The sequence below is a fragment of the Pseudomonas sp. LB3P58 genome (assembly GCF_054897895.1).
In genome coordinates this window covers 638,618-665,240 of sequence record NZ_JBUBVE010000001.1, presented here as the reverse complement: position 1 = coordinate 665,240, position 26,623 = coordinate 638,618, and the positions used below count along the sequence as shown (strand labels likewise).

General features: G+C 58.4%; 21 protein-coding genes. 2 read left to right on the top strand and 19 right to left on the bottom strand.

Translation table 11 applies throughout. From position 1 onward, the window contains the following. Nucleotides 1–4: 4 nt before the first annotated feature. From ACYZTZ_RS03000 to rpsB, 19 genes are all read right to left on the bottom strand, one after another. Nucleotides 5–1,636 (bottom strand): CTP synthase, encoded by a 1,632-nt coding sequence (locus ACYZTZ_RS03000; protein ID WP_046046291.1) that lies wholly within the window; start codon nt 1,634–1,636, stop codon nt 5–7. Between the two features lie 274 nt (nt 1,637–1,910). Next, nucleotides 1,911–3,239 carry a tRNA lysidine(34) synthetase TilS gene (gene tilS / locus ACYZTZ_RS02995; protein WP_461997174.1) on the bottom strand — a complete coding sequence of 443 codons (1,329 nt, stop codon included), beginning with the start codon at nt 3,237–3,239 and terminating at the stop codon, nt 1,911–1,913. A 133-nt stretch (nt 3,240–3,372) separates the two neighbouring features. Further along, nucleotides 3,373–4,320, bottom strand: coding sequence for an acetyl-CoA carboxylase carboxyltransferase subunit alpha (locus ACYZTZ_RS02990; RefSeq protein WP_046046293.1), 948 nt, complete (start codon nt 4,318–4,320; stop codon nt 3,373–3,375). Between the two features lie 140 nt (nt 4,321–4,460). After that, nucleotides 4,461–7,982 carry a DNA polymerase III subunit alpha gene (gene dnaE / locus ACYZTZ_RS02985; protein WP_461997173.1) on the bottom strand — a complete coding sequence of 1,174 codons (3,522 nt, stop codon included), beginning with the start codon at nt 7,980–7,982 and terminating at the stop codon, nt 4,461–4,463. A gap of 83 nt (nt 7,983–8,065) precedes the next feature. Beyond that, nucleotides 8,066–8,692 carry a ribonuclease HII gene (gene rnhB, locus ACYZTZ_RS02980; protein ID WP_462000635.1) on the bottom strand — a complete coding sequence of 209 codons (627 nt, stop codon included), beginning with the start codon at nt 8,690–8,692 and terminating at the stop codon, nt 8,066–8,068. An 11-nt stretch (nt 8,693–8,703) separates the two neighbouring features. After that, nucleotides 8,704–9,834 carry a lipid-A-disaccharide synthase gene (gene lpxB / locus ACYZTZ_RS02975; RefSeq protein WP_461997172.1) on the bottom strand — a complete coding sequence of 377 codons (1,131 nt, stop codon included), beginning with the start codon at nt 9,832–9,834 and terminating at the stop codon, nt 8,704–8,706. Nucleotides 9,835–9,836: 2 nt separating this feature from the next. Continuing rightward, complete coding sequence (lpxA, locus tag ACYZTZ_RS02970; protein WP_033056289.1) at nt 9,837–10,613, bottom strand: acyl-ACP--UDP-N-acetylglucosamine O-acyltransferase; 777 nt, start codon at nt 10,611–10,613, stop codon at nt 9,837–9,839. Further along, nucleotides 10,610–11,050, bottom strand: coding sequence for a 3-hydroxyacyl-ACP dehydratase FabZ (fabZ, locus tag ACYZTZ_RS02965; RefSeq protein ID WP_008154051.1), 441 nt, complete (start codon nt 11,048–11,050; stop codon nt 10,610–10,612). The genes lpxA and fabZ overlap by 4 nt, the downstream gene beginning before the upstream one ends. A 107-nt stretch (nt 11,051–11,157) precedes the next feature. Then, nucleotides 11,158–12,213, bottom strand: a complete 1,056-nt coding sequence (gene lpxD / locus ACYZTZ_RS02960) for a UDP-3-O-(3-hydroxymyristoyl)glucosamine N-acyltransferase (RefSeq protein ID WP_461997171.1) — start codon at nt 12,211–12,213, stop codon at nt 11,158–11,160. Between the two features lie 2 nt (nt 12,214–12,215). Continuing rightward, complete coding sequence (locus ACYZTZ_RS02955) at nt 12,216–12,719, bottom strand: OmpH/Skp family outer membrane protein (protein ID WP_010462812.1); 504 nt, start codon at nt 12,717–12,719, stop codon at nt 12,216–12,218. Nucleotides 12,720–12,764: 45 nt separating this feature from the next. Then, nucleotides 12,765–15,155 carry an outer membrane protein assembly factor BamA gene (bamA, locus tag ACYZTZ_RS02950; RefSeq protein ID WP_461997170.1) on the bottom strand — a complete coding sequence of 797 codons (2,391 nt, stop codon included), beginning with the start codon at nt 15,153–15,155 and terminating at the stop codon, nt 12,765–12,767. A gap of 74 nt (nt 15,156–15,229) precedes the next feature. Beyond that, a complete protein-coding gene (gene rseP, locus ACYZTZ_RS02945; RefSeq protein ID WP_223433360.1) occupies nt 15,230–16,582 on the bottom strand; it encodes a sigma E protease regulator RseP in 1,353 nt (450 codons plus the stop codon). Nucleotides 16,583–16,635: 53 nt separating this feature from the next. Next, on the bottom strand, nt 16,636–17,826 hold the full coding sequence (gene ispC, locus ACYZTZ_RS02940; RefSeq protein WP_461997169.1) for a 1-deoxy-D-xylulose-5-phosphate reductoisomerase: 1,191 nt from the start codon (nt 17,824–17,826) through the stop codon (nt 16,636–16,638). Then, entirely contained in the window at nt 17,823–18,629 is an 807-nt protein-coding gene (locus tag ACYZTZ_RS02935) for a phosphatidate cytidylyltransferase (RefSeq protein ID WP_461997168.1), read from the bottom strand. The genes ispC and ACYZTZ_RS02935 overlap by 4 nt, the downstream gene beginning before the upstream one ends. Beyond that, complete coding sequence (gene uppS / locus ACYZTZ_RS02930; RefSeq protein WP_461997167.1) at nt 18,629–19,384, bottom strand: polyprenyl diphosphate synthase; 756 nt, start codon at nt 19,382–19,384, stop codon at nt 18,629–18,631. The genes ACYZTZ_RS02935 and uppS overlap by 1 nt, the downstream gene beginning before the upstream one ends. Before the next feature lie 13 nt (nt 19,385–19,397). After that, nucleotides 19,398–19,955: a ribosome recycling factor gene (frr, locus tag ACYZTZ_RS02925; protein ID WP_033056300.1), complete on the bottom strand. Its 558-nt coding sequence runs from the start codon at nt 19,953–19,955 to the stop codon at nt 19,398–19,400. Next, nucleotides 19,952–20,695, bottom strand: a complete 744-nt coding sequence (gene pyrH / locus ACYZTZ_RS02920) for a UMP kinase (RefSeq protein ID WP_003172271.1) — start codon at nt 20,693–20,695, stop codon at nt 19,952–19,954. Before pyrH ends, frr begins: the two co-directional genes overlap by 4 nt. A gap of 210 nt (nt 20,696–20,905) precedes the next feature. Then, a complete protein-coding gene (tsf, locus tag ACYZTZ_RS02915) occupies nt 20,906–21,769 on the bottom strand; it encodes a translation elongation factor Ts (protein ID WP_461997166.1) in 864 nt (287 codons plus the stop codon). 192 nt (nt 21,770–21,961) lie between these two features. Then, a complete protein-coding gene (rpsB, locus tag ACYZTZ_RS02910) occupies nt 21,962–22,699 on the bottom strand; it encodes a 30S ribosomal protein S2 (protein WP_003219330.1) in 738 nt (245 codons plus the stop codon). Between the two features lie 373 nt (nt 22,700–23,072). Between rpsB and map the strand changes: the two genes are divergently transcribed. Both map and ACYZTZ_RS02900 read left to right on the top strand, forming a co-directional pair. Beyond that, a complete protein-coding gene (gene map, locus ACYZTZ_RS02905) occupies nt 23,073–23,855 on the top strand; it encodes a type I methionyl aminopeptidase (RefSeq protein ID WP_046046303.1) in 783 nt (260 codons plus the stop codon). A 45-nt stretch (nt 23,856–23,900) separates the two neighbouring features. Then, nucleotides 23,901–26,603: a [protein-PII] uridylyltransferase gene (locus ACYZTZ_RS02900; protein ID WP_056739154.1), complete on the top strand. Its 2,703-nt coding sequence runs from the start codon at nt 23,901–23,903 to the stop codon at nt 26,601–26,603. The last annotated feature ends 20 nt before the right edge of the window (nt 26,604–26,623 follow it).

The following is a 26,623-nucleotide window of genomic DNA, read 5'->3' as shown; positions in this document are numbered from 1 at the left end:
GGATTTACGCCTTCTTCTGGTGTTGAACCAAAGCTGCTTTAACGAAACCGCTGAACAACGGGTGACCGTCGCGTGGTGTCGAGGTGAACTCCGGGTGGAACTGGCAAGCGACGAACCATGGATGATCCGGGGCTTCAACCACTTCTACCAGCGCGCCATCACCGGAACGACCGGTGATTTTCAGACCGGCCTCCATGATTTGCGGCAGCAGGTTGTTGTTCACTTCGTAGCGGTGACGGTGACGCTCGACGATCACGTCCTTGGCGTAGCAATCGTGCACCAGGGAACCCGATTCCAGCAGGCAATCCTGAGCGCCGAGACGCATGGTGCCGCCCAGATCGGAGGTTTCGGTACGGGTTTCGACGGCGCCGGTGGCATCTTCCCACTCGGTGATCAGACCCACGACCGGATGACCGCTCGCACGATCGAACTCGGTGGAGTTGGCGTCTTTCCAGCCCAGCACGTTACGAGCGAACTCGATCACGGCCACTTGCATGCCCAGGCAGATGCCCAGGTACGGAACCTTGTTTTCGCGAGCGTATTGAACGGCGGTGATCTTGCCTTCCACGCCACGCAGACCGAAGCCGCCAGGTACCAGAATCGCGTCGACACCTTCCAGCAGCGCAGTGCCCTGGTTTTCGATGTCTTCGGAGTCGATGTAGCGCAGGTTGACCTTGGTGCGGTTGCTGATGCCGGCGTGACTCATCGCTTCGATCAGCGACTTGTAGGCGTCCAGCAGTTCCATGTACTTGCCGACCATGGCGATGGTGACTTCATGCTCAGGGTTGAGCTTGGCGTCGACCACGGCTTCCCACTCGGACAGATCGGCGCCGCCACATTGCAGGCCGAAACGCTCGACAACGAAATCATCCAGGCCCTGGGCGTGCAGAATGCCCGGGATCTTGTAGATGGTGTCGGCGTCTTCCAGCGCAATCACCGCACGTTCTTCAACGTTGGTGAACTGAGCGATCTTGCGACGCGAGGAGATGTCGATCGGGTGATCGGAGCGGCAAACCAGCACGTCAGGCTGCAGGCCGATGGAACGCAGTTCCTTGACCGAGTGCTGAGTAGGCTTGGTTTTGGTTTCGCCGGCAGTGGCGATGTACGGCACCAGTGTCAGGTGCATCAGCATCGCGCGCTTGGCGCCGACTTCGAAACGCAATTGACGGATGGCTTCGAGGAAAGGCTGGGATTCGATATCACCCACGGTGCCACCGATCTCGACCATGGCCACGTCGGCATCGCCGGCGCCCTTGATGATCCGGCGCTTGATTTCGTCGGTGATGTGCGGGATCACCTGAATGGTTGCGCCCAGGTAATCACCACGGCGCTCTTTGCGCAGGACGTGTTCGTAGACACGGCCGGTGGTGAAGTTGTTGTTCTGGGTCATGGTCGTGCGGATGAACCGCTCGTAGTGGCCCAGGTCCAGGTCGGTCTCGGCGCCATCGTGGGTGACGAACACTTCACCGTGCTGGAACGGGCTCATGGTGCCCGGGTCAACGTTGATGTACGGGTCCAGCTTCAGCATGGTGACCTTAAGTCCCCGCGCCTCCAGGATGGCCGCCAATGAAGCCGATGCGATGCCTTTCCCCAATGAAGAAACAACACCGCCCGTGACGAATATGTAGCGCGTCATGAAAAACCCTAGAAGTCTGCGTTAAAGCGGTCCGAGCCGCCGGGGAAAGCGAAGGAAGGCCGAAGCCCCCGATCACCTGCATTAATCACAGCGCACCTTTCAAAAAAACCGCCGCGTTGGGACAGACCGGGAGATGAAACACCGGTACGTTGCTCGCTACACATTTTTTGGAATCGCCCAGCAAAGACTGCTTGGTAATCGGCAACTCCTGCAATTCAGGCGAATCCACAGAAGTTGTATCAAGAAGGGAGCGTAGTCTACCGGAAAGCCCCTTTCAGCTCAAACCTAGATCTTCGTGCGGCGGCTGCCAATGCAAATTCCAACGGTCCTTTGCACTGCCGTCCAAGCCCCGCAGGTTGGCCACCGCCAGCAATTGCTCGTCTCGGTAGAGCAGCGGCAATCTGCCACGGGCGAACGCCGGCACACCACGTTCATTGAGCAAACGCTTCAGATCGCGATGGCCGCGACCGGGCAAATTCATCACCTCACCTCCCTCACGATAGCGGATATGCAGCAGGCCATCGGGGATTTGACCGGTGAGTGTGAGCACGCCGTTGTCCGGCAACACCAGCGATAGCGAGGGGTCGGGCCAGTTTCCGACGGTGGGCGGCGTGCGCAACCAACGGCCGGACAACCACCAGATACGCCCACCCGCCCGATGCAGTTCGCCATCCGCCAGCCGCCAGATCGGGCAGGCATCGCCGGTGGCATCACGTAAATTCTCCCAACCCGACCAATGGTCACTGTCTGGCAGTCGCGTCAGCGGTTCGAACCAATGACTTAACGCATTACGCTGACGAGCAGCGGACAGCGTTTCCAATGCCCCCAGCTCCAGGGACGGCAATCCCAGCCAATCAAAATCATTGGCAGTGCCGGCGCCAGCCAGGTCGATTTGCGCAAGCTCATCGAGCAATCCCTGTGCTTCGCTCAGATGCGCAGCGCTACGGGCCATGGTCGTTACCGCTTGCGGCCAGCGCTCGGTCAATACCGGGAATACCTGATGGCGCAGGTAATTTCGCGAGAATTGCCGATCCTGGTTCGATGGGTCTTCGATCCAGCTCAGCCGCTGCTCAGCCGCATAGGCTTCAAGTTCAGCCCGAGCGACATCGAGCAATGGCCGAAGCAGCTGCCCTTTACCGAGCGGGCGCTGGCGTGGCATCCCCGACAACCCCCTCACCCCTGCCCCACGCAATAGCCGAAACAACAACGTTTCCGCCTGATCGTCACGGTGCTGGGCGGTCATCAACACTTCATTGACCTGAGTCGCCTCGATGAACGCGGCATATCGCGCCTCCCGGGCTGCACGCTCAATACTGGCGCCGGGCTGAACCTGCACACGAACAACCTGCAGCGGCACACCCAGCGCATCACAGACCGACTGACAATGATCCGGCCACGCATCAGCCACAGCCTGAAGGCCATGATGAACATGGATGGCGCTTAGCGCTGGCAGGGATTCGGTTTTTGCGAGGTGTACGAGAAGGTGCAGCAGAACGGTGGAGTCGAGACCACCGGAGAAGGCGATGCGCCAGGTTGCGGCGTTGCGCCACGGAGCTAGATTCAGCAGGAGTCTGGCAGGCAGATCATTCTTGGATGAGCTCATAGTGTTCACTTCGCCCAAATCAAATGTGGGAGCGAGCTTGCTCGCGATAGCGGTGTAACAGCCAACCTATTTGTTGAATGTTAAGCCGCCATCGCGAGCAAGCTCGCTCCCACATGGGTATAGCGAGGTCAGATCAGAGACCGTAGCTCATCAGACGCTCGTAACGGCGAGCCAACAGCGCTTCGTTATCGAACTTCTTCAACATCGCCAGCTGCGAGCTCAGCTCGGCACGGATCGATGCAGCTGCAGCTGCCGGATTACGGTGTGCGCCGCCCAAAGGCTCGCCGATCACTTTATCCACAATACCCAAGCCTTTCAGGCGCTCGGCAGTGATGCCCATGGCTTCAGCGGCGTCCGGCGCTTTCTCGGCGGTCTTCCACAGAATCGAAGCGCAACCTTCCGGCGAAATCACCGCGTAAGTCGAGTACTGCAGCATGTTCAGTTGATCGCAAACGCCGATCGCCAGCGCACCACCGGAACCACCTTCACCGATCACGGTGGCGATGATTGGGGTTTTCAGGCGTGCCATGACGCGCAGGTTCCAGGCAATCGCTTCGCTCTGGTTGCGCTCTTCAGCGTCGATACCAGGGTAAGCGCCCGGGGTGTCGATGAAGGTCAGGATCGGCATTTTGAAACGTTCAGCCATTTCCATCAGGCGGCAAGCCTTGCGGTAGCCTTCTGGACGCGGCATGCCAAAGTTGCGACGAACTTTCTCGCGCACTTCACGGCCTTTCTGGTGACCGATGATCATCACCGGCTGGTCGTCCAGACGGGCAATGCCGCCGACGATCGCAGCGTCGTCGGAGAAGTGACGGTCGCCATGCAGCTCGTCGAACTCGGTGAAGATGTGTTCGATGTAGTCCAGGGTATATGGACGTTTCGGGTGACGCGCCAGACGCGCGATCTGCCAGCTGGTCAGCTTGCCGAAGATGTCTTCGGTCAGCGTGCTGCTTTTGTCCTGCAGGCGGGAGATCTCATCGCCGATATTCAGCGAATTGTCATTACCGACCAAGCGCAACTCTTCGATCTTGGCTTGCAGGTCGGCGATCGGCTGTTCGAAATCTAGAAAATTCGGGTTCATAGGCGTCCGTCTTGGGTCGACCTCCAAGAGAGCTTGGGCCGGCCGGTTGTCTATTCGCGCCCTACCTTAAGGGAGAGGCGCGTTCAGGTCGAGATTAAAAATTCAGGTCGAGATCAGGCCCTGGCTATAGGGCCGGACCGTCAACGGTATTGGAGGAAGACGTTGTCTCGCCCGAACTGGTCACGCAGGGCTTGAATCAAGGCATCCGCCGGGTCGATCCGCCAGGTCTCGCCGAACTGCAGCAAGGCCTTCGCATCGGGACTGGTGTACTCCATGGTGATCGGGCACGCGCCACGGTGACGCTTGAACAACTCACCGAGCCAGCGTAGCTGATCGCCTTTCAAATCCTGGGTTTGCAGCTTCAAGCGCAGGCTTTCGGCCAGGTTGGTGCGCGCATCTTCCATGCTCATCACCCGCTTGACCCGCAGCCGCAGCCCGCCAGAGAAATCGTCGTTACTGACTTCGCCTTCGACCACCACCATCGCGTCGGTCTGCAACAGCGATTGCGCGGAATGGAATGCTTCGGCGAACAGCGAGGCCTCGATCCGTCCAGAGCGGTCGTCGAGGGTGATGAAACCCATCTTGTCGCCCTTTTTGTTCTTCATGACTCGCAGGGCGATGATCATGCCCGCGACGGTCTGAGTATCACGGGCCGGCTTCAGGTCGATGATGCGCTGACGGGCGAAACGGCGGATCTCACCTTCGTATTCGTCGATCGGGTGACCGGTCAGGTACAGGCCCAGGGTGTCTTTCTCCCCTTTCAGGCGTTCCTTGAGGGTCAGCTCCTTGGCTTTGCGGTGATTGGCGTAGACATCAGCGTCTTCTTCGACGAACAGACCGCCAAACAGGTCGACGTGACCGCTATCGTGGGTGCGCGCGGTTTGTTCGGCCGCTTTGATCGCACCTTCCATGGCGTTCAGCAGGACCGCCCGATTGCGGTCGATATTGGCCTGATAGGCTTTCTGCTCGTCATGGAAGTAAGGACCCAGACGATCTAGCGCGCCGCTGCGGATCAAACCGTCCAGGGTGCGCTTGTTGATACGTTTGAGATCGACACGGGCGCAGAAATCGAACAGATCCTTGAACGGACCTTCCTGACGCGCCTCGGTGATGGCTTCCACCGGACCTTCACCCACACCTTTGATCGCGCCGAGGCCGTAAATAATCCGGCCTTCGTCATTCACCGTGAACTTGAACTCCGAAGTATTCACATCCGGCGCGTCGAGACGCAGCTTCATGGTGCGAATTTCTTCGATCAAGGTCACGACCTTGTCGGTGTTGTGCATATCCGCCGACAGTACCGCAGCCATGAACGGCGCCGGGTAGTGCGTTTTCAGCCAGGCGGTCTGGTATGACACCAGGCCATAAGCGGCGGAGTGGGATTTGTTGAAGCCGTAACCGGCGAATTTCTCTACCAGGTCGAAAATGTTACCGGCCAGGTCGGCGTCGATATTGTTGGTCTTGCAACCGTCAATGAAACCGCCGCGCTGCTTGGCCATTTCTTCGGGTTTTTTCTTACCCATGGCTCGACGCAGCATGTCCGCGCCACCGAGGGTATAACCGGCCATGACCTGGGCAATCTGCATCACCTGTTCCTGATACAGGATGATGCCGTAAGTCGGTGCCAGAACCGGTTTGAGGCCTTCGTACTGGTAGTCCGAGTGCGGGTACGCGAGTTCGGCGCGACCGTGCTTACGGTTGATAAAGTCGTCCACCATGCCCGATTGCAACGGGCCCGGACGGAACAGGGCCACCAGTGCGATCAAGTCTTCCAGGCAGTCGGGCTTGAGCTTTTTGATCAGCTCTTTCATGCCGCGCGACTCAAGCTGGAACACCGCGGTGGTTTCAGCTTTTTGCAGCAACTGGTAAGTCGGCTTGTCATCCAGCGGGATGAACGCGATATCCAGCGGCGGCTCATCGACCTTGGCGCGATCGCGGTTGATGGTTTTCAGCGCCCAGTCGATGACCGTCAGGGTCCGCAGACCGAGGAAGTCGAACTTCACCAGGCCAGCAGCTTCAACGTCGTCCTTATCGAACTGGGTGACCAGACCATCACCGGCCTCATCGCAATAAATTGGCGAGAAGTCAGTCAGTTTGGTCGGCGCGATCACCACGCCACCGGCGTGCTTGCCGACGTTACGCACAACGCCTTCAAGCTTGCGGGCCATTTCCCAGATTTCCGCAGCCTCTTCATCAACCTTGATGAAGTCACGGAGGATTTCTTCCTGTTCGTAGGCCTTTTCCAGGGTCATGCCGACTTCGAACGGAATCATCTTCGACAGACGATCCGCCAAACCGTAGGACTTGCCCTGCACCCGCGCCACGTCACGGACCACAGCCTTGGCCGCCATGGAACCGAAGGTGATGATCTGGCTTACCGCGTTGCGGCCGTATTTCTCGGCCACGTAGTCGATTACACGGTCGCGACCGTCCATGCAGAAGTCGACGTCGAAGTCGGGCATGGAAACCCGTTCCGGGTTAAGGAAACGTTCGAACAGCAGGTCATATTCCAGCGGATCGAGGTCGGTGATCTTCTGCACGTAGGCCACCAGCGACCCGGCACCCGATCCACGGCCTGGACCTACCGGCACGCCGTTGCTCTTGGCCCACTGGATAAAGTCCATAACGATCAGGAAGTAACCGGGGAAACCCATCTGGATGATGATATCCAGCTCGAAATTCAGCCGGTCGACGTAGACCTGACGCTTGGTTTCGTAGTCTTCGGTGGTGTCCTTGGGCAGCAAAACGCTAAGGCGATCTTCCAGGCCATCGAAGGAAACCTTGCGGAAATACTCGTCGATGGTCATGCCATCGGGGATCGGGAAGTTGGGCAGGAAGTGAGTGCCCAGCTTCACTTCGATGTTGCAGCGCTTGGCAATCTCGACGGTGTTTTCCAGCGCTTCGGGAATGTCGCTGAACAACTCAGCCATTTCCTCGGCACTTTTGAGGTATTGCTGATCGCTGTAATTCTTCGAACGCCGCGGATCGTCGAGGGCGCGGCCCTCACCGATGCAAACGCGGGTTTCGTGGGCGGCGAAGTCTTCCTGCTTGATGAAGCGCACGTCGTTGGTCGCGACCAGCGGCGCGCCGATTTTCTCGGCCAGGGCCACCGCGCCGTGCAGCTGTTCTTCGTCGTTGGGGCGGTTGGTGCGCTGGATCTCCAGATAGAAACGATCCGGGAACACCGCCATCCATTCGCGCGCCAGGTTTTCCGCTTCGGCCGGGTTGCCACTGAGCATCGCCAGGCCGATCTCGCCTTCCTTCGCCGCCGATAGCATGATCAAGCCTTCGCTGGCTTCGGCCACCCACTCGCGTTCGATGATGACCGAGCCATTGCGCTGGCCGTCGATGAAGCCGCGGGAGATCAGTTCGGTGAGGTTGCGATAACCCACGGCGTTCATCGCCAGCAGGCTGATCCGGCTCAGAGCGTTATCCGGATCCTTGTTCGACAGCCACAGGTCGGCACCACAGATCGGCTTGATCCCGGCGCCCATGGAGGCTTTATAGAATTTGACCAGGGAACACATGTTGTTCTGGTCGGTGACCGCTACGGCAGGCATGTTCATGCCGACCAGGGTCTTGACCAGCGGTTTGATCCGCACCAGACCGTCGACCAGGGAATACTCAGTGTGCAGGCGTAGATGAACGAATGAAGCCGGCATAGTGATCCTGTCTAGAAACTAGAAACGTGAAGACAACAAGGCCCGGATTGTACCGGGCCTTGGCAAAAACATCAGCCTGCCGACTAGTTCTCGATCAGGTTTTCCCGCGCCTCGTAAGCCAGGCGTACCGGGGCGAACGAGCGGCGGTGAATCGGCGTTGGCCCCAAGCGGGCCAGCGCCTCCAGGTGAACGGGCGTCGGGTAGCCTTTGTGGCCGCCGATGCCGTAACCCGGGTAAATCAATTCGAACGCTGCCATCTCGCGGTCGCGACTGACCTTGGCCAGAATCGACGCTGCTGCAATGGCCGGTACCTTGCCGTCGCCCTGCACCACCGCTTCGGCACGCATCGACAGTTTCGGGCAACGATTGCCATCGATCATCGCCAGTTTCGGCGTGATGTGCAGACCTTCGACGGCGCGCTGCATGGCCAGCATGGTGGCGTGGAGAATGTTCAGCTCGTCGATTTCTTCGACTTCGGCCCGAGCGATGCACCAACTCAGGGCTTTTTCGCAGATCTCGTCGTAGAGCTTTTCGCGGCGTGCTTCGGTGAGCTTCTTCGAGTCGTTCAGGCCCAGGATCGGACGGTTCGGATCGAGGATCACCGCGGCTGTCACCACTGCACCACACAGCGGGCCGCGACCGACTTCGTCAACGCCGGCGACCAGATCTTCAACTTCGGCGACCAGGGTGAAGTCCAGGCCCATCTGAATGTTTGCTTTGCTCATTGTGTTTTGCCGATCAGGTTCAGTACCGCGTCCGCCGCCTGATTGGAGGCGTCCAGACGTAAGGTACGGTGAATTTCATCGAAGCCGCGGGTCTGTTCTTCACCGCCTTCGATCAGTGGCGACAGCGTTTGGGCCAAGGCTTCAACCGTCGCATCGTCCTGCAGCAACTCGGGCACCAACAGGCGCTGGGCCAGCAGGTTTGGCAAGGAGATGTAGGGACTTTTCACCATGCGCTTGAGAATCCAGAACGTCAGCGGTGCCAAGCGGTACGCGACCACCATCGGCCGTTTGTACAACAACGCTTCAAGCGTCGCGGTTCCGGACGCGATCAGCACAGCGTCACAGGCTGCGAGGGCCAGATGGGATTTACCGTTGAGCAATGTCAGCGGCAGATCTCGGCCCGCCAGCAGCTCTTCAAGTTGCTTGCGGCGCTCGGGGCCGGCGCAAGGCATGACGAACCGCACACCAGGGCGCAGGGCTCGCAGACGCTGGGCCGTATCGAGGAACAACGCACCTAGCCGGCCAACTTCGCCACCGCGACTGCCGGGCATCAGAGCAACCAGCGGCCCGTCGGGCAAGCCGAGTTCAGCCCGCGCGGCGGAACGATCGGCTTCAAGCGGGATGGCGTCAGCCAGGGAATGCCCGACAAACCGCACCGGCACGCCCTTCTCTTCATAGAATTTCGCTTCGAACGGGAACAGCGTCAGCATCAGATCGCAGCCTTCGCGAATCTTCAGTACCCGTTTCTGCCGCCACGCCCAAACCGACGGGCTAACGTAATGCACGGTCTTGATCCCGGCCTGACGCAGCTTGAGTTCGATATTGAGGTTGAAGTCCGGGGCATCGATACCGATGAACACGTCCGGCTTCTCGGCGATAAGGTCGGCAACCAGCTTCTTGCGGCGTGCCAGCAACTCGCGCAAGCGACCCAGCACTTCCACCAGGCCCATGACCGAAAGACGCTCCATCGGGAAATACGAGGTCAGGCCTTCGGCCTGCATCAGCGGACCGCCGACACCGATGAACTCGACTGCCGGGTGCTGAGCCTTGAGTGCGCGCATGAGACCCGCGCCAAGAATGTCGCCGGAAGCCTCACCCGCTACCAGCGCAATACGCAGATTAGCCATGATTAACGAGTGATGCCGCGGGTCGAAGACTGGATGGAATCACGGAACACCGCAACTTCCGGGAACTGATCCGAAGGTTCGGCCAGTTCGGCGAGCGCCTGCTCGACCGTCAGACCCTGGCGATAAACCACCTTGTAGGCACGACGCAGCGCGTGGATCGCATCTTCGCTGAAACCACGACGACGCATGCCTTCGAAGTTCATGCTGCGGGCTTCGGCCGGGTTGCCAAACACCGTAACGTACGCCGGGACGTCCTTGCCGATGGCGGTGCCCATACCGGAAAAGCTGTGGGCGCCGATATGGCAATACTGGTGAACCAGGGTAAAACCGGACAGGATCGCCCAGTCTTCAACGTGCACATGGCCCGCCAACGCGGTGTTGTTGACCAGGATGCAGTGGTTGCCGATGACGCTGTCGTGGCCGATGTGGGCATAGGCCATGATCAGATTGTGATCGCCCAGGGTTGTTTCAGAACGGTCCTGAACGGTCCCACGGTGAATCGTCACGCCTTCACGGATGACGTTGTGGTCACCGATGACCAAACGGGTTTCTTCACCCTTGTATTTCAGATCGGGCGTGTCCTCGCCTACCGAAGAAAACTGGTAGATGCGGTTGTGCTTTCCGATTCGGGTCGGGCCTTTGAGAATCACATGCGGCCCGATCACTGTCCCCTCGCCGATTTCCACACCTGCACCGATGATCGACCAAGGGCCGACCTCGACGCCGTCGGCCAGGATAGCCGTCGGATCGATGATTGCGCGAGGGTCAATCAAACTCATAGTTTGCGTTCCGCGCAGATGATTTCAGCAGAGCAGACTGGCTTGCCATCGACCGAAGCCTGGCACTCGAACTTCCAGATCTGACGCTTGCAGCTGATGAAGCGGGCTTCGAGGATCAACTGATCGCCTGGGGTGACGGGCTGGCGAAAACGCAGCTTGTCGGAGCCGACGAAGTAGTAGAGCGTGCCGTCGGCAGGCTTCACGTCGAGCATTTTGAAGCCAAGGATGCCGGCAGCCTGAGCCATCGCTTCGATGATCAACACACCCGGCATGATTGGATGCGCAGGGAAGTGACCATTGAAGAAGGGTTCGTTGATGCTGACATTCTTGTAAGCGCGAATGCGCTTGCCTTCCACATCCAGATCCACGACCCGGTCCACCAGCAGGAACGGGTAACGGTGAGGCAGGTATTCGCGAATCTCGTTGATGTCCATCATTTCGGGGGGAAGCCTATGTAAAGATTGGGAGGCGCGACTGACGCGCACCCCTCTAGCAAATCAAGGAGGCAGTCTAGCGGCTGTGCACACTTGATATTGAAATGGTATCAGCCATCTGATGAAGCATTACCGTCAGGGGTCACTTCCCCTACACGCTTTTCCAGCTGTCGCAGACGCCGCGCAATGTCATCGAGCTGACGGATACGGGCCGCGCTTTTGCGCCATTCGGCTGCCGGTTGCATGGCTGTACCGGAAGAATAGGAACCCTTTTCGGTAATCGAATGGGTCACCATGGTCATCCCGGTGATGAAAACGTTGTCGCAAATTTCGATATGCCCCACCAGCCCTACGCCACCGGCGAGCATGCAATGCTTGCCGATTTTGGTGCTGCCGGAGATCCCCACACACGCGGCCATGGCGGTGTGATCACCGACCTGGACGTTGTGGGCGATCTGAATCTGGTTGTCGAGTTTCACCCCGTTACCCAGAACGGTATCGGCCAGCGCACCGCGATCGATAGCGGTATTCACGCCAATCTCCACGTCGTCACCGACCAGCACACCACCGATCTGGGCGATTTTCTGCCAGACACCTTTCTCGTTGGCAAAACCGAAACCTTCGCCACCGAGTACGGCACCCGATTGAATCACCACCCGCTTACCGATGCGAACATCGTGGTACAGCGTGACTCGCGGGGCCAGCCAGCCGCCCTCGCCAATCTCGCAGCGGGCACCGATGAAGCAGTGCGCGCCAACGGTCACACCCGCAGCAATACGCGCGCCGCTTTCGATCACCGCAAAGGCGCCAATGCTCGCCGCCGGATCGACCACTGCATCCGCTGCCACAACCGCTGTCGGATGAATACCGGCAGCCGCCTTTGGCTTGGGATCGAACAGATGGGAAATCCGCGCGTAGGCCAGATACGGATCAGGCACCACCAGCGCATTACCTGCAAAACCTTCAGCGTCAGCGGCCTTCAGCAATAACGCTGCGGCCCGGCTGTCCGCCAGGTATTTACGGTATTGGGGGTTTGCGAGAAAGCTCAACTGAGCTGGGCCAGCCTCTTGCAAAGTGGCTAGCCCAGTAATTTCTTTCTCCGGGTCGCCACGCAGTGTGGCGCCAAGGAACTCGGCCAATTGGCCGAGCTTTATAGTCGCTGTCATGGTTACTTCAGCTGATTCATGCGCTCGATAACCTGGCGAGTGATGTCGTACTGAGGTTTGACATCAATCACTGCGCCACGCTCGAAGACCAGGTCAAAAGCACCTTTCTTGATGACTTCTTCCACAGCGCTGTCCAGTTTCGGCTTGAGCTGTTTCAGCATTTCACGGTCAGCAACGGCTTTGGCTTCGTTCAGTTCCTTGGACTGGAACTGGAAGTCACGGGCCTTTTGCTTGAACTCGAGTTCCAGGCGTTCACGCTCGCCTTGCTGCATCTTGTCGCCGCCAGCCATCAGACGGTCCTGAATGCCCTTGGCACTGCTTTCCAGAGTCTTGAGCTTGCTCAGCTGTGGGCCGAACTTCTTCTCGGCATCAACGGCGTACTTCTTGGCCGCATCGGATTCCAGCAGAGCCATCTGATAGTTCAGAACGGCGATTTTCATGTCGGCAAAAGCCGGACCTGCTACCAGTACGGTCGCCAGGAGAACCAATTGAGTCAACTTACGCACGATGCACTCCTACAAAATCCATTGTCGTTATCTTGGGTCAGACGCTTAGAACGTCTGGCCGAGGGAGAATTGGAACACTTGAGTATCAGCGTCATTCGGTTTCTTGACCGGCATGGCCAACGCGAAGCTCAGAGGACCCAGTGCGGTAACCCAGGTCACGCCTACACCGACGGAGCTGGCCAAATTGCTCAGGCTGATGTCGTTACATTCTGTTTGAGCGGTTGAACCGACATTTGCGTTCGTCGTTTTATCGCACTTGGAGTCGAATACGTTACCCACATCCCAGAATACCGAAGTACGCAGCGAACGTTGATCCTTGACGAATGGCAGCGGGAACAACACCTCGACACCACCCTGGATCAAAACGTTACCACCGAACGGCAGCGGATCCTGGTCCGGGTCAGCCAGCGTGCCGGTGTTACCCGTCACAGCCGCACCGCGACTTGGGGTACTGCGAGGACCGAGGGTGCTGTCCTTGAAGCCACGAACCGAGTTGAAACCACCAGCATAGTAGTTTTCATAGAACGGCAAGCCATCGGTAGAACCATAACCATCGCCATAGCCCAGTTCGGTGTGCAGGCGCATGGTGTAGTTTTCAGACAATGGCTGGAACAACTGGCCACGGTAATCAAGCTTGAAGAACGACAGGTCGCTGCCAGGCGTGGTGGTTTCCAGTGTCAGGCTTTGGGAATGACCACGGGTCGCCAATACGCCTTTGTTCAGTGTGGATTCGGACCAGCCGGCCGAGGCCTTGAAGTTCAGGTAGCTATCGCCTTCCCTGTTAACGAAGTCGAAGATCTCGTCAACGGTGTATTGACCGGTCTTGATCTTGTCTTGTTGCGCAGTCAGGCCGAAGGTCAGACGCGAAGTCTCGCTGATCGGGTAACCGACGCTCACGCCTGCACCCAGGCTGTCTACGGCATAGCTGGCTACGTCGACGTCGAGGTCTTTGTAGTCAGTGGTGCGATAGAACGCGTTGTAACCCAGGCTCACGCCATCGGCAGTCCAGTACGGGTCGACATAACCGAAGTTATAGCGGCTCTGATATTGACTGCGGGTCAAGCCGATGCTGACTTTGTTACCCGTACCCAGGAAGTTGTTCTGGGTGATCGAACCACCGAGGATCAGACCGGCGCTCTGGGCAAAACCGACGCTGGCGGTAATCGAACCGGAAGCCTGTTCTTCAACGCTGTAGTTCACGTCTACCTGGTCGTCGACGCCCGGCACGGCCGGCGTTTCGACGTTGACTTCCTTGAAGAAGCCCAGACGTTCAAGACGAGTCTTGGATTGGTCGATCAGGTAAGTCGAAGCCCAGCCGCCTTCCATTTGACGCATTTCACGGCGCAGCACTTCGTCTTCAGACTTGGTGTTGCCACGGAAGTTGATGCGGTTCACGTAAGCACGTTTGCCCGGATCGACGGCGAACGTGATGTCGACGGTATGGTCTTCATCGTGAGGCTGAGGCACGCCGTTGACGTTGGCGAAGGTGTAACCCTCGTTACCCAGACGGCGGGTGATCAGTTCGGACGTGGTGGTCATCAACTTGCGCGAGAACACCTGGCCTTTCTGGACCAGCAGCAGGGACTTGACCTGGTCTTCAGGGACTTTCAGGTCGCCGCTCAGCTTGACGTCACGGACGGTGTACTTCTCGCCTTCATTGACGTTGACGGTGATATAGACGTGCTTCTTGTCCGGGGTGATGGACACCTGGGTCGAAGCGATATCCATGTTGATATAGCCACGGTCCAGGTAGTAGGAGCGCAGACGCTCCAGGTCACCGGACAGTTTTTCACGAGCGTACTTGTCATCGTTCTTGAAGAACGACAACCAGTTGGTGGTCTTGAGTTCAAACAGGTCGATCAGGTCTTCTTCAGGGAAGACGGTGTTACCCACCACGTTGATGTGCTGGATAGCAGCAACGGTGCCTTCGTTGATATTGACCTTCAACGCAACGCGGTTACGCGGCTGCGGCACCACTTCAGTGTCGACGGTAGCCGAGTAGCGACCCTGAGCGACGTATTGGCGCTGCAGCTCGTTACGCACACCTTCGAGGGTGGCGCGCTGGAAGATCTCGCCTTCGGCCAGACCGGATTGTTTGAGGCCTTTCATCAGGTCTTCAGTGGAGATCGCCTTGTTACCCTCGATCTCGATACTGGCGACCGACGGACGCTCGACTACCGTGATGACCAGGACGTTGCCATCGCGGCCCAGCTGGATATCTTGAAAGAAACCGGTTTTGAACAACGCACGAGTGGATTCCACCAGGCGACGATCATCCGCCTGTTCACCGACGTTCAACGGCAAAGCACCAAAGACGCTACCCGCGGAGACCCGCTGGAGGCCATTGACGCGAATATCAGAGATAGTGAAGGACTCGGCGTGAACTTCGGCGATCATCAATACGGTGAGAACCGCAGTTAGCAGCAGACGTTTCATGAAGTCCTTTCTTATTCCAACTGGCAATAAACAAACTGCCGCAAAATGCGGCAGATTCGCAATTCAGCGAAGCGTTACAGTCGACCCAGATCATTGACAAGAGCAAGCAACATCACCCCGATCACCAAACTGATACCGATCTGTATCCCCCAACCCTGCACCCGATCCGACAAGGGGCGACCACGCGCCCACTCGATCAGATAAAACAACAAATGCCCCCCATCCAGTACAGGAATGGGCAACAAATTCAGAACCCCCAAGCTAATACTCAGATAAGCAAGGAAATTCAGGAAATCAGCGACACCCGACTGGGCAGAAGCGCCCGCCACTTTAGCAATGGTTATCGGTCCACTCAAGTTTTTTACCGAGAGCTCACCGAACAACATTTTCTTGAGCGAATCGAGGGTCAGTACGCTCATGGTCCAGGTGCGTCGAGCACCCTCCCCAATCGCTGCCACAGGACCATAACTCACTTCGCGAATCATCTCTGGCGGCCAATCAACTGCCTTCACCCCAGCCCCTAGATAACCACTGGGTGCCTTCTTCTCGCCGCGAGCGGCCAGCGTCACAGGGACGTCGATTTGAGCACCATCACGCTCGACGCGCAGCATGATTTTGGTATCAGGGTGCATACGGACCGTGTCCACCACCTGCTGCCAGTCATCAAGCGACTTACCGTCGAGAGCCAACAGTCGGTCACCGGTCTTCAGCCCAGCAGCCTGTGCCGGGCCTTTCGGGTCAAGTTCGGCCAGGACCGGTGGCAGCGCCGGACGCCAAGGGCGCAAACCCAGCGAACGAATCGGATCTGGCTCATCGGCACCCTTGAGCCATTTATCCAGCATCAGCTCACGGGGCGAATCCACCGTGGAACCCTGATCACGGACCAGCAACTGCAGGGAACCGCTCTCCCCAAGACGACGGACCAACTGCAGGTTCACCGCGGCCCAGCCGGAAGTTGGCTCGCCATCGATGGCAATGATTTCCTGGCCCGCGCTCAAACCAGCCTTGGCGGCGATACTGCCGGATTCGACTGCACCAATGACCGGGCGCACTTGCTCGCTGCCGAGCATGGCGAGCACCCAGAAAAAAATCATCGCCAGTAAAAAGTTGGCAATCGGACCCGCCGATACGATAGCGATACGCTGGCGGACGGATTTGCGATTGAAAGATTGATCAAGCTGATCGGCAGGCACTTCGCCTTCGCGCTCGTCGAGCATTTTCACGTAACCGCCCAGCGGGATCGCGGCGACGACGAACTCAGTGCCTTTCTTGTCGTGCCAGCGCAGCAACGGCATACCGAAGCCCACGGAGAAACGCAGCACTTTGACCCCACAGCGACGTGCGACCCAAAAATGGCCGAATTCGTGGAAGGTGACCAGCACACCCAAAGCCACCAGGGTGCCGACAATCATATAGAGCGCGCTCATCTACTTTCTCCGCAATCCTGTCCAGTGCCGCATGGGTCAACGTATTGCAGCACTTACCGCCCGTGACGACTCAACCATTGTTCGGCCAGTACTCGCGCTTTTGCGTCGGCCGTGAACACTGCCTCGAGATCGTCAACCGCAACCACGGGCTCGAGATTCAATACTTCTTCGATGATACTCGCGATTTCCGGGTAGCGAACCCGCCCGTCGAGAAAGGCCGCGACCGCCACTTCATTCGCCGCATTCAGCATGGCCGGCGCACTATTGCCGGATTCAGCCGCCTGACGCGCAAGGCGCAGGCACGGGAATCGCTCTTCATCAGGCGCCTGGAAGTCCAGCCGCGCAATTGCAAACAGATCCAGCGGCGCAACACCCGAATCGATTCGCTCCGGCCAGGCCAGCGCGTTGGCGATCGGCGTGCGCATGTCAGGGTTACCTAACTGGGCCAATACCGAACCGTCGATGTAATCGACCAGGGAATGAATCACGCTTTGAGGATGAATCACCACTTCGACCTGGGACGGCTTGGCATCAAACAGCCAGCAGGCTTCGATCAGCTCCAGCCCCTTGTTCATCATGCTGGCCGAATCCACCGAAATCTTGCGCCCCATGGACCAGTTCGGGTGGGCACACGCTTGCTCAGGGGAAACATGCACCAGTTCAGCCATAGGTGTCTGTCGGAACGGACCGCCAGAGGCCGTGAGTAAAATCCGACGCACCCCGACGGCACTCAGCCCACGAGCGAAATCCTGTGGCATGCACTGGAAAATCGCGTTGTGCTCGCTGTCGATCGGCAGCAATACCGAACCACTCTTGCGCACCGCCTGCATGAACAGCGCACCGGACATCACCAGTGCTTCTTTGTTGGCCAGGAGGATTTTCTTGCCGGCTTCGACCGCCGCCAGAGTCGGTCGCAAGCCCGCAGCGCCAACGATGGCCGCCATGACCGCATCGACCTCAGGATCGGAAGCAACCTGACACAGGCCCTCCTCCCCCACCAGCACGCGAGTCGACAGACCTGCGGCGTGCAAGTCGTCCTGCAAGCCTCGGGCAGCACCCGCCTCAGGCACCACGGCGAACCGCGGCGTATGACGAACACACAGCGCCAACAGCTCGCTCAGACGGGTAAAACCGCTCAAGGCGAAAGCCTGATAACGCTCGGGATGGCGAGCGATGACGTCTAGCGTGCTCAGACCAATCGAACCGGTCGCCCCCAGGACGGTAATCTGCTGCGGGCGGCTCACGGTGCCGCCATCCACAGCAGCACGGCAAACACTGGAATCGCTGCAGTCAGGCTGTCGATTCGGTCCAGCACGCCGCCGTGACCCGGCAGCAGATTACTGCTGTCCTTGATCCCGGACTGACGCTTGAACATGCTTTCAGTCAGATCACCTACCACCGAGATAAACACGATGATGGCTGCACCAATCAGACCTTTGAATAGCTGCGCTACCGTCCAGTCTCGAACCAGACTGACAATGACAGTAATGATCAGACTCACCGCGAGACCGCCATAGACGCCCTCCCAGCTTTTGCCGGGACTGACCTGTGGCGCCAGCTTGCGCTTGCCAAAGGCCCGGCCAGAGAAGTAAGCACCGATATCAGCACCCCAGACCAGCACCATCACCGCCATGATCAGCCAGTTGCCCAAAAGCTCCTGCTTGATCTGAACCAGACCCTGCCAGGCGGGCAGCAGGATCAGCAGACCGATCACCAGCTTGCAGGCAGCGCTGGACCAAAGTTCGCTGGAGCGCGGATACGTCAGCACCAGATAGGTTGCAACGCCCCACCAAAGTGCCGACGCACCCAATACCCAAGGCGCGAGCCCAGGCAGGATATGCATGACAAACAGCATCAACGCGACCACAGCCGCATAGGCAACGCGGATCGGCTGCTCAGTGAAGCCCGCCAGACGAGCCCACTCCCATGCACCCAGGGTCACGACCAGCCCGATGAACAGCGCAAAACCGGTGCCTTCGAGCAGGAAAAACCCGCACAGGGCAATCGGCAGCAGGATCAGCGCGGTGATGATTCGTTGTTTAAGCATTAAAACCGGGCTCCAGCCTCGACCTGCTCGCTCGTTTTACCGAAGCGGCGCTGCCGAGAAGCAAAATCGGCCAGCGCGGTACGCATGGCATCGTGTTTGAAGTCCGGCCAGAACAGGTCGGAGAAGTACAACTCGGCGTAAGCCAGTTGCCACAGCAGGAAGTTACTGATGCGGTGCTCGCCACCGGTACGGATGCACAAGTCCGGCAACGGCAAATCACCGGTAGCCAGGCAGGCTTGCAACAGTTCCGGGGTAATGTCTTCCGGACGCAGGTGCCCGGCCTGAACTTCCCGAGCCAGACGCTGTGCGGCCTGCGCGATATCCCACTGTCCGCCATAGTTGGCAGCGATCTGCAGAACGAAGCGATTGGCGCCCGCCGTCATTGCCTCAGCTTCACGCATGGCAGCCTGAAGCTCAGGATGAAAGCGCGAACGGTCGCCAATGATGCGCAAACTGATGTTGTTTTCGTTCAGGCGCTTGGCCTCGCGACGCAATGCCTTGAAGAACAGATCCATCAAGGCGCTGACCTCGTCGGCCGGGCGCTGCCAGTTCTCGCTGGAGAAGGCGAACAGGGTCAATACTTCGACCCCGGCCTCGGCGCACACCTCGATCACCGCACGAACCGCATCCACGCCCGCTTTATGACCGGCGACACCCGGCATAAAGCGTTTTTTCGCCCAGCGATTATTACCATCCATGATGATCGCGACATGGCGCGGCACCGCGGACGGCGCAGTCTGCTTGGTCTTTTCCATGAAAACGTGACCCTTATACGGCCATCAGGTCTTTTTCTTTCTGCGCCAGATTCGCGTCGATTTCAGCCACGAACTTTTTGGTCAGGTCATCGATCTCGCCAGTTGCGCGGCGCTCTTCGTCTTCGCTGATTTCTTTTTCCTTGACCAGATCCTTGAGCTGGCTGTTCGCATCACGACGGATGTTGCGCACCGCAACACGGGCATCTTCAGCGACATCGCGAGCCTGCTTGGTGAAGCCCTTACGGGTTTCTTCGGTCAGGGCCGGCATGGAGATCAGCAGCAATTCACCCAGGTTGGTCGGGTTGAGGTTCAGACCCGCACTACCGATGGCTTTGTCGACGGCACCCAGCATGTTGCGCTCAAAGGCAACCACTTGCAGGGTACGGGCGTCTTTGACAGTGATGTTCGCCACCTGCTTGATCGGAGTGTCGGAACCGTAATACGGCACCATCACGCCTTCCAGAATGCTTGGGTGCGCCTGGCCAGTACGAATACGGCCGAAGTTGTGCATCAGCGACTCGACGGATTTCTGCATACGCTCTTTAGCGTCTTTCTTGATTTCGTTGATCATTGTTGGCCTTCCTCGATCAGGGTCCCTTCAGCGCCGCCATGCACGATATTCAGCAGGGCGCCGGGCTTGTTCATGTTAAATACGCGCAACGGCATCTTGTGGTCGCGGCACAGGCAAATGGCGGTCAGATCCATCACGCCCAGCTTGCGATCCAGCACTTCATCGTAAGTCAGATGATCGAACTTCTCGGCATGCGGGTCTTTGAATGGGTCAGCGGTGTAGACGCCATCGACCTTGGTCGCCTTGAGCACGACATCCGCATCGATTTCGATTGCACGCAAGCACGCTGCCGAATCCGTGGTGAAGAACGGATTGCCGGTACCGGCCGCGAAAATCACGACTTCCTTGGCATTCAAGTGGCGCATGGCTTTGCGGCGATCATAGTGATCGGTTACGCCGACCATGGAAATGGCCGACATCACGATGGCCGAGATATTGGCACGTTCCAGCGCATCGCGCATGGCCAGGGCGTTCATCACAGTGGCCAGCATGCCCATGTGGTCGCCGGTGACCCGATCCATGCCGGCCGCGCTCAGCGCTGCACCGCGGAACAGGTTGCCGCCGCCGATCACCAGACCGACCTGAACACCGATGCCGACCAGTTGGCCGACTTCCAGCGCCATGCGATCCAGAACTTTCGGATCGATCCCGAACTCTTCCGAGCCCATCAGGGCCTCGCCGCTAAGCTTGAGTAGAATGCGTTTATAGCGAGCCTGATAACCACTGCCCTGCTGAGCCATTGCGAATCTCTCCTGCGGCGTATTTTAAAAATTCTTTGCGAGCTGTTTACAGCTGGCGTTCACTCTAACTTGGCGCTGCTTCAGCGCCATCGGAACATGGCTTTGTAAGCCAGTTCCAAAAGGAAACCAATTAAAAATTGGTGCCCCATCTGAAAAGAGGCTGCGCGCGTGAGCGGGCAGCCTCTTCAGGGCGACAGTTAAAAAACCGTCTTATTGCTTGGCGGCAGCCAGCTGGGCAGCAACTTCTTCAGCGAAGTTGTCGACCGGCTTCTCGATGCCATCGCCTACTTTGAAGTAGGTGAAGGAAACGATTTCAGCACCGGCTTTCTTGGCCAGTTCGCCAACCTTGATTTCAGGGTTCTTGACGAACGCCTGCTCAACCAGGCTCGCTTCAGCCAGGAACTTGCTGATACGGCCTTTGACCATGTTTTCAACAATGTTTTCTGGCTTGCCGGCGATCTTGTCAGCGTTGAGGGTCAGGAACACGCCCTTCTCACGCTCGACCGCTTCAGCGGAAACTTCCGATGGCAGCAGGAATTCAGGATTGGTCGCCGCTACGTGCATGGCGATGTCCTTGGCCAGCTCAACGCTGCCGCCTTTAAGGGCAACCACAACACCGATCTTGTTGCCGTGCAGGTAACCACCAACAACGTCACCTTCAACGCGAGCCAGGCGACGGATGTTGACGTTTTCGCCAACCTTGCCGACCAGAACCAGGCGATCGGCTTCTTGAGCTGCGATCAGCGGAGCAACGTCAGTCAGTTTGTCAGCGAACGCTTTTTCAACGCTGTTAGCGACAAATGCCTTGAAGTCGTCCTGCAGAGCCAGGAAGTCGGTCTGCGAGTTCACTTCCAGCAGAACGGCGGATTTACCGTCTTCCTTCAGAGCGATAGCGCCTTCAGCAGCCACGTTGCCTGCTTTCTTGGCAGCCTTGATGGCGCCCGAAGCACGCATGTCATCAATGGCTTTTTCGATGTCGCCGCCAGCCTTGGTCAAGGCCTTTTTGCAGTCCATCATGCCTTCGCCAGTACGCTCGCGCAGTTCTTTGACCAACGCTGCAGTAATCTCTGCCATTTCAAAATTCCTCTTGGATAGGTTTTCAACCATTCCACCCGATCGAACGGGCGATCAATTCTTCCCGAACCACCCTTGCTGGCTGCTGCAGGTTACAAAGGCTGTAACTGCGCTGCCGACAAACGGTTTTCGAGGTGGCAAAAAGGGGGCCAAGCCCCCTTTTTGCTTACTGAGTCAACGCCAAGGCGTCAATTACTCAGCTGCTGCCACCGGAGCTTCTTCAACGAACTGCTCGGTGCCGCCAGCAACGTGGTTGCGACCGCGGATAACAGCGTCAGCCATCGAACCCATGTACAGCTGGATAGCGCGGATTGCGTCATCGTTGCCTGGGATGATGTAGTCAACGCCTTCCGGGCTGCTGTTGGTATCGACTACGCCGATAACCGGGATGCCCAGCTTGTTGGCTTCGGTGATCGCGATGCGCTCGTGATCAACGTCGATAACGAACAGTGCGTCTGGCAGACCGCCCATGTCCTTGATACCACCCAGGGAACGATCGAGCTTCTCAAGATCGCGAGTGCGCATCAGCGCTTCTTTCTTGGTCAGCTTGGCGAAAGTACCGTCTTCGGCTTGCACTTCAAGGTCACGCAGACGCTTGATGGAAGCACGGATGGTTTTGAAGTTGGTCAGCATGCCGCCCAACCAGCGGTGATCGACGTACGGCGAACCGCAACGTGCTGCTTCTTCAGCAACGATCTTGCCAGCGGAACGCTTGGTGCCGACGAACAGGATCTTGTTTTTGCCCTGGGCCAGACGCTCTACGAAAGTCAGAGCTTCGTTGAACATTGGCAGGGTTTTTTCAAGGTTGATGATGTGGATCTTGTTACGCGCGCCGAAAATGTACTTACCCATTTTCGGGTTCCAGTAACGGGTCTGGTGACCGAAGTGCACACCGGCCTTCAGCATATCGCGCATGTTGACTTGGGACATGATAGTTCCTTAATAAGTCGGGTTTGGCCTCCACGTATCCCAATGACCAACCAGCAGCATCAGCTGAAGGCACCCAGGTCATCGTGTCGACACGTGTGTGGATTTAGGCTTTTCAGGGGATCCCCGGAAAGCGGCGCATTTTATATCACAAGGCTGAAAAAAACGGAACCCGGATTGTTAAATCCTGGTGCGCGCCTTGGTTCCGTCCCTTGGAATCCTCCAAGAATGCGCCATTCTATAAGGAGAAGCGATGCACAGAGGCTCAGATTTGCGCTGCTCGTCTGTTAGAATCGCGTTTTTCAGGGCCGCGAAGATCGACCGCGCAACGCCCATTCCGTTTTAGAAGGCGCCATCGAGCGCAGAGAGAGCCTGTATGACCGTCACCCTCAAAACCCCAGAGGACATCGCAAAAATGCGCATCGCCGGCAAACTGGCCGCCGATGTGCTGGAAATGATTGCCGAACATGTCAAGCCGGGCATTACCACTGAAGAACTGGACCGCATCTGCCACGACTACATCGTCAACGAGCAGAAAGCCATCCCTGCCCCGCTCAACTACAAGGGTTTCCCGAAGTCGATCTGCACCTCGATCAACCACGTGGTCTGCCACGGCATTCCGAACGAGAAGGCCTTGAAGGATGGCGATACGCTGAACATCGACGTCACCGTCATCAAGGACGGCTACCACGGCGACACCAGCCGCATGTTCCACGTCGGCACCGTGCCGGTCTGGGCCGAGCGCCTGTCGCAAGTGACCCAGGAATGCATGTACAAGGCCATCGAAATTGTCAAACCCGGCTGCCGCCTGGGCGACATCGGTGAAATCATCCAGAAACACGCAGAGAAAAACGGTTTCTCGGTGGTTCGCGAATTCTGCGGTCACGGCATCGGCAAAGTGTTCCACGAAGAGCCGCAGATCCTGCACTACGGCCGCGCTGGCACCGGCATGGAACTGAAGGCCGGCATGACCTTCACCATCGAGCCGATGATCAACCAGGGCAAGGCCGATACCAAGGTGTTGGGCGATGGCTGGACCGCGATCACCAAGGACCGCAAGCTGTCGGCACAGTGGGAACACACCCTGCTGGTAACCGAAACCGGTTACGAGATCTTCACCCTGCGCGCCGACGACACCATCCCGCGCGTTTCGGCCTGATCCGGGCGCGCAGCTCCTCAGCCTCATAGACAGGAAAGCCAATCGATGCCGCAGGTGGATCCCGAACTCTTCGACCGTGGCCAGTTCCAGGCTGAACTGGCCCTGAAGGCAAGCCCGATCGCGGCCTTCAAGAAGGCGATTCGCCAAGCCCGCGAGGTGCTCGACGAGCGCTTTCGCAGCGGCCGCGACATTCGCCGGTTGATCGAGGATCGCGCCTGGTTCGTCGATAACATCCTGCAAAAGGCCTGGGAGCAGTTTAACTGGAGCGAAGACGCCGACATCGCGCTGGTCGCGGTCGGCGGCTACGGTCGCGGTGAGTTGCACCCTTATTCCGACATCGATTTGCTGATCCTGCTGGACAGCGCCGATCACGAAGTTTTCCGAGATTCCATCGAGCGTTTTCTGACGCTGTTGTGGGATATCGGCCTCGAAGTGGGCCAGAGCGTTCGCTCAGTGGACGAATGCGTCCAGGAGGCCCGCGCCGACCTGACGGTCGTCACCAACCTGATGGAAAGCCGCACCATCTGCGGCCCCGAGCGCTTGCGCCAGCGCATGCTGGACGTCACCAGCACCGCGCACATGTGGCCGAGCAAGGACTTCTTCCTGGCCAAACGCGCCGAGCAGAAGGCCCGTCACCACAAATACAACGACACCGAATACAACCTGGAACCCAACGTCAAAGGCTCTCCCGGCGGCCTACGGGATATTCAGACGATTCTGTGGGTGGCCCGTCGCGAGTACGGCACCCTGAACCTGCGGGCCCTGGCCGGCGAAGGCTTCCTGGTCGAGAGCGAAAACGCGCTGCTGGCCTCCTCCCAGGAATTCCTGTGGAAGGTTCGTTACGCCCTGCACATGCTTGCCGGACGTTCCGAAGACCGCTTGCTGTTTGATCACCAGCGCACCATCGCCGGGCTGCTGGGCTTCAAAGGCGATGACGCCAAGCAAGCCATCGAAAACTTCATGCAGCAGTATTACCGCGTGGTCATGAGCATTGCCCAGCTCAGCGACCTGATCATCCAGCACTTCGAGGAAGTCATCCTCGCGCCGGAAGACCAAGCGCCGCCGCAGCCGATCAACTCGCGATTCCAGCTGCACGACGGTTACATCGAGGCGCGCAACGACAACGTGTTCCGCCGCACACCGTTCGCCATGCTGGAAATCTTCGTACTGATGGCCCAGCAGCCGGAAATCAAAGGCGTGCGCGCCGATACCATTCGTCTGCTGCGAGAACACCGTCACCTGATCGACGACGATTTCCGCAACGACATCCGCAATACCAGCCTGTTTATCGAACTGTTCAAGTGCAAGATCGGCATCCATCGCAATCTGCGACGGATGAACCGCTACGGCATTCTCGGGCGCTACTTGCCGGAGTTTGGCTTCATCGTCGGGCAGATGCAGCACGACCTGTTTCACATCTATACGGTCGACGCTCACACCCTGAACCTGATCAAACATCTGCGTAAGTTGCAGTACACCCAGGTGTCGGAAAAATTCCCGCTGGCCAGCAAGCTCATGGGCAAATTGCCCAAACCCGAGCTGATCTACCTGGCCGGCCTGTACCACGACATCGGCAAGGGCCGGCATGGCGATCACTCGGAAATCGGCGCCGTGGATGCCGAAGCCTTTTGCCAGCGCCACCAGTTGCCGGTGTGGGACAGTCGTCTGATCGTCTGGCTGGTGCAGAACCATTTGGTGATGTCGACCACTGCCCAGCGCAAGGACTTGTCCGACCCGCAGGTGATCCACGATTTCGCGCAGATCGTCGGCGACGAAACTCACCTCGACTATCTGTACGTGCTGACCGTCGCCGACATCAACGCCACCAATCCGACGCTGTGGAATTCCTGGCGTGCCAGTCTGTTGCGCCAGCTCTACACCGAGACCAAGCGGGCCTTGCGCCGCGGCCTGGAAAACCCGGTGGACCGCGAAGAACAGATCCGCCAGACCCAGAGCGCAGCACTGGACATTCTGGTGCGCGGCGGCACCGATCCGGACGACGTCGAGCAGCTGTGGGCGCAATTGGGCGATGACTACTTCCTGCGCCACACTGCCGGCGACGTGGCCTGGCACAGTGACGCGATCCTCCAGCAGCCGGCCGACGGCGGACCGCTGGTTCTGATCAAGGAAACCACCCAGCGCGAGTTCGAAGGCGGCACGCAGATCTTTATCTATGCGCCGGATCAGCACGACTTCTTCGCCGTGACCGTGGCGGCAATGGACCAGCTCAACCTGAACATTCACGACGCCCGGGTCATCACCTCCAGCAGCCAGTTCACCCTCGACACCTACATCGTGCTCGACACCGACGGCGATTCGATCGGCGATAACCCGGCGCGGGTCAAACAGATTCGCGAGGGCCTGACCGAAGCCCTGCGCAACCCGGACGACTACCCGACCATCATTCAGCGTCGGGTACCGCGCCAGCTCAAGCATTTCGCGTTTGCGCCACAGGTGACGATCCACAACGACGCCCAGCGTCCGGTAACCGTGCTGGAGCTAAGCGCCCCGGATCGCCCCGGCCTGCTGGCGCGGATCGGCACGATCTTCCTCGAGTTCGACCTGTCGTTGCAGAACGCCAAGATTGCGACCCTCGGCGAGCGCGTGGAAGACGTGTTCTTCATCACCGATGCGAACAACCAGCCGTTGTCCGACCCATTGCTGTGCAGCCGCTTGCAGGACGCAATCGTCGAACAGCTGACCGTCAGCAACGAACCCGATATCAAACTGTCGCGCATCAGCATCTGATTGCGCGTCAGGATTCAGCC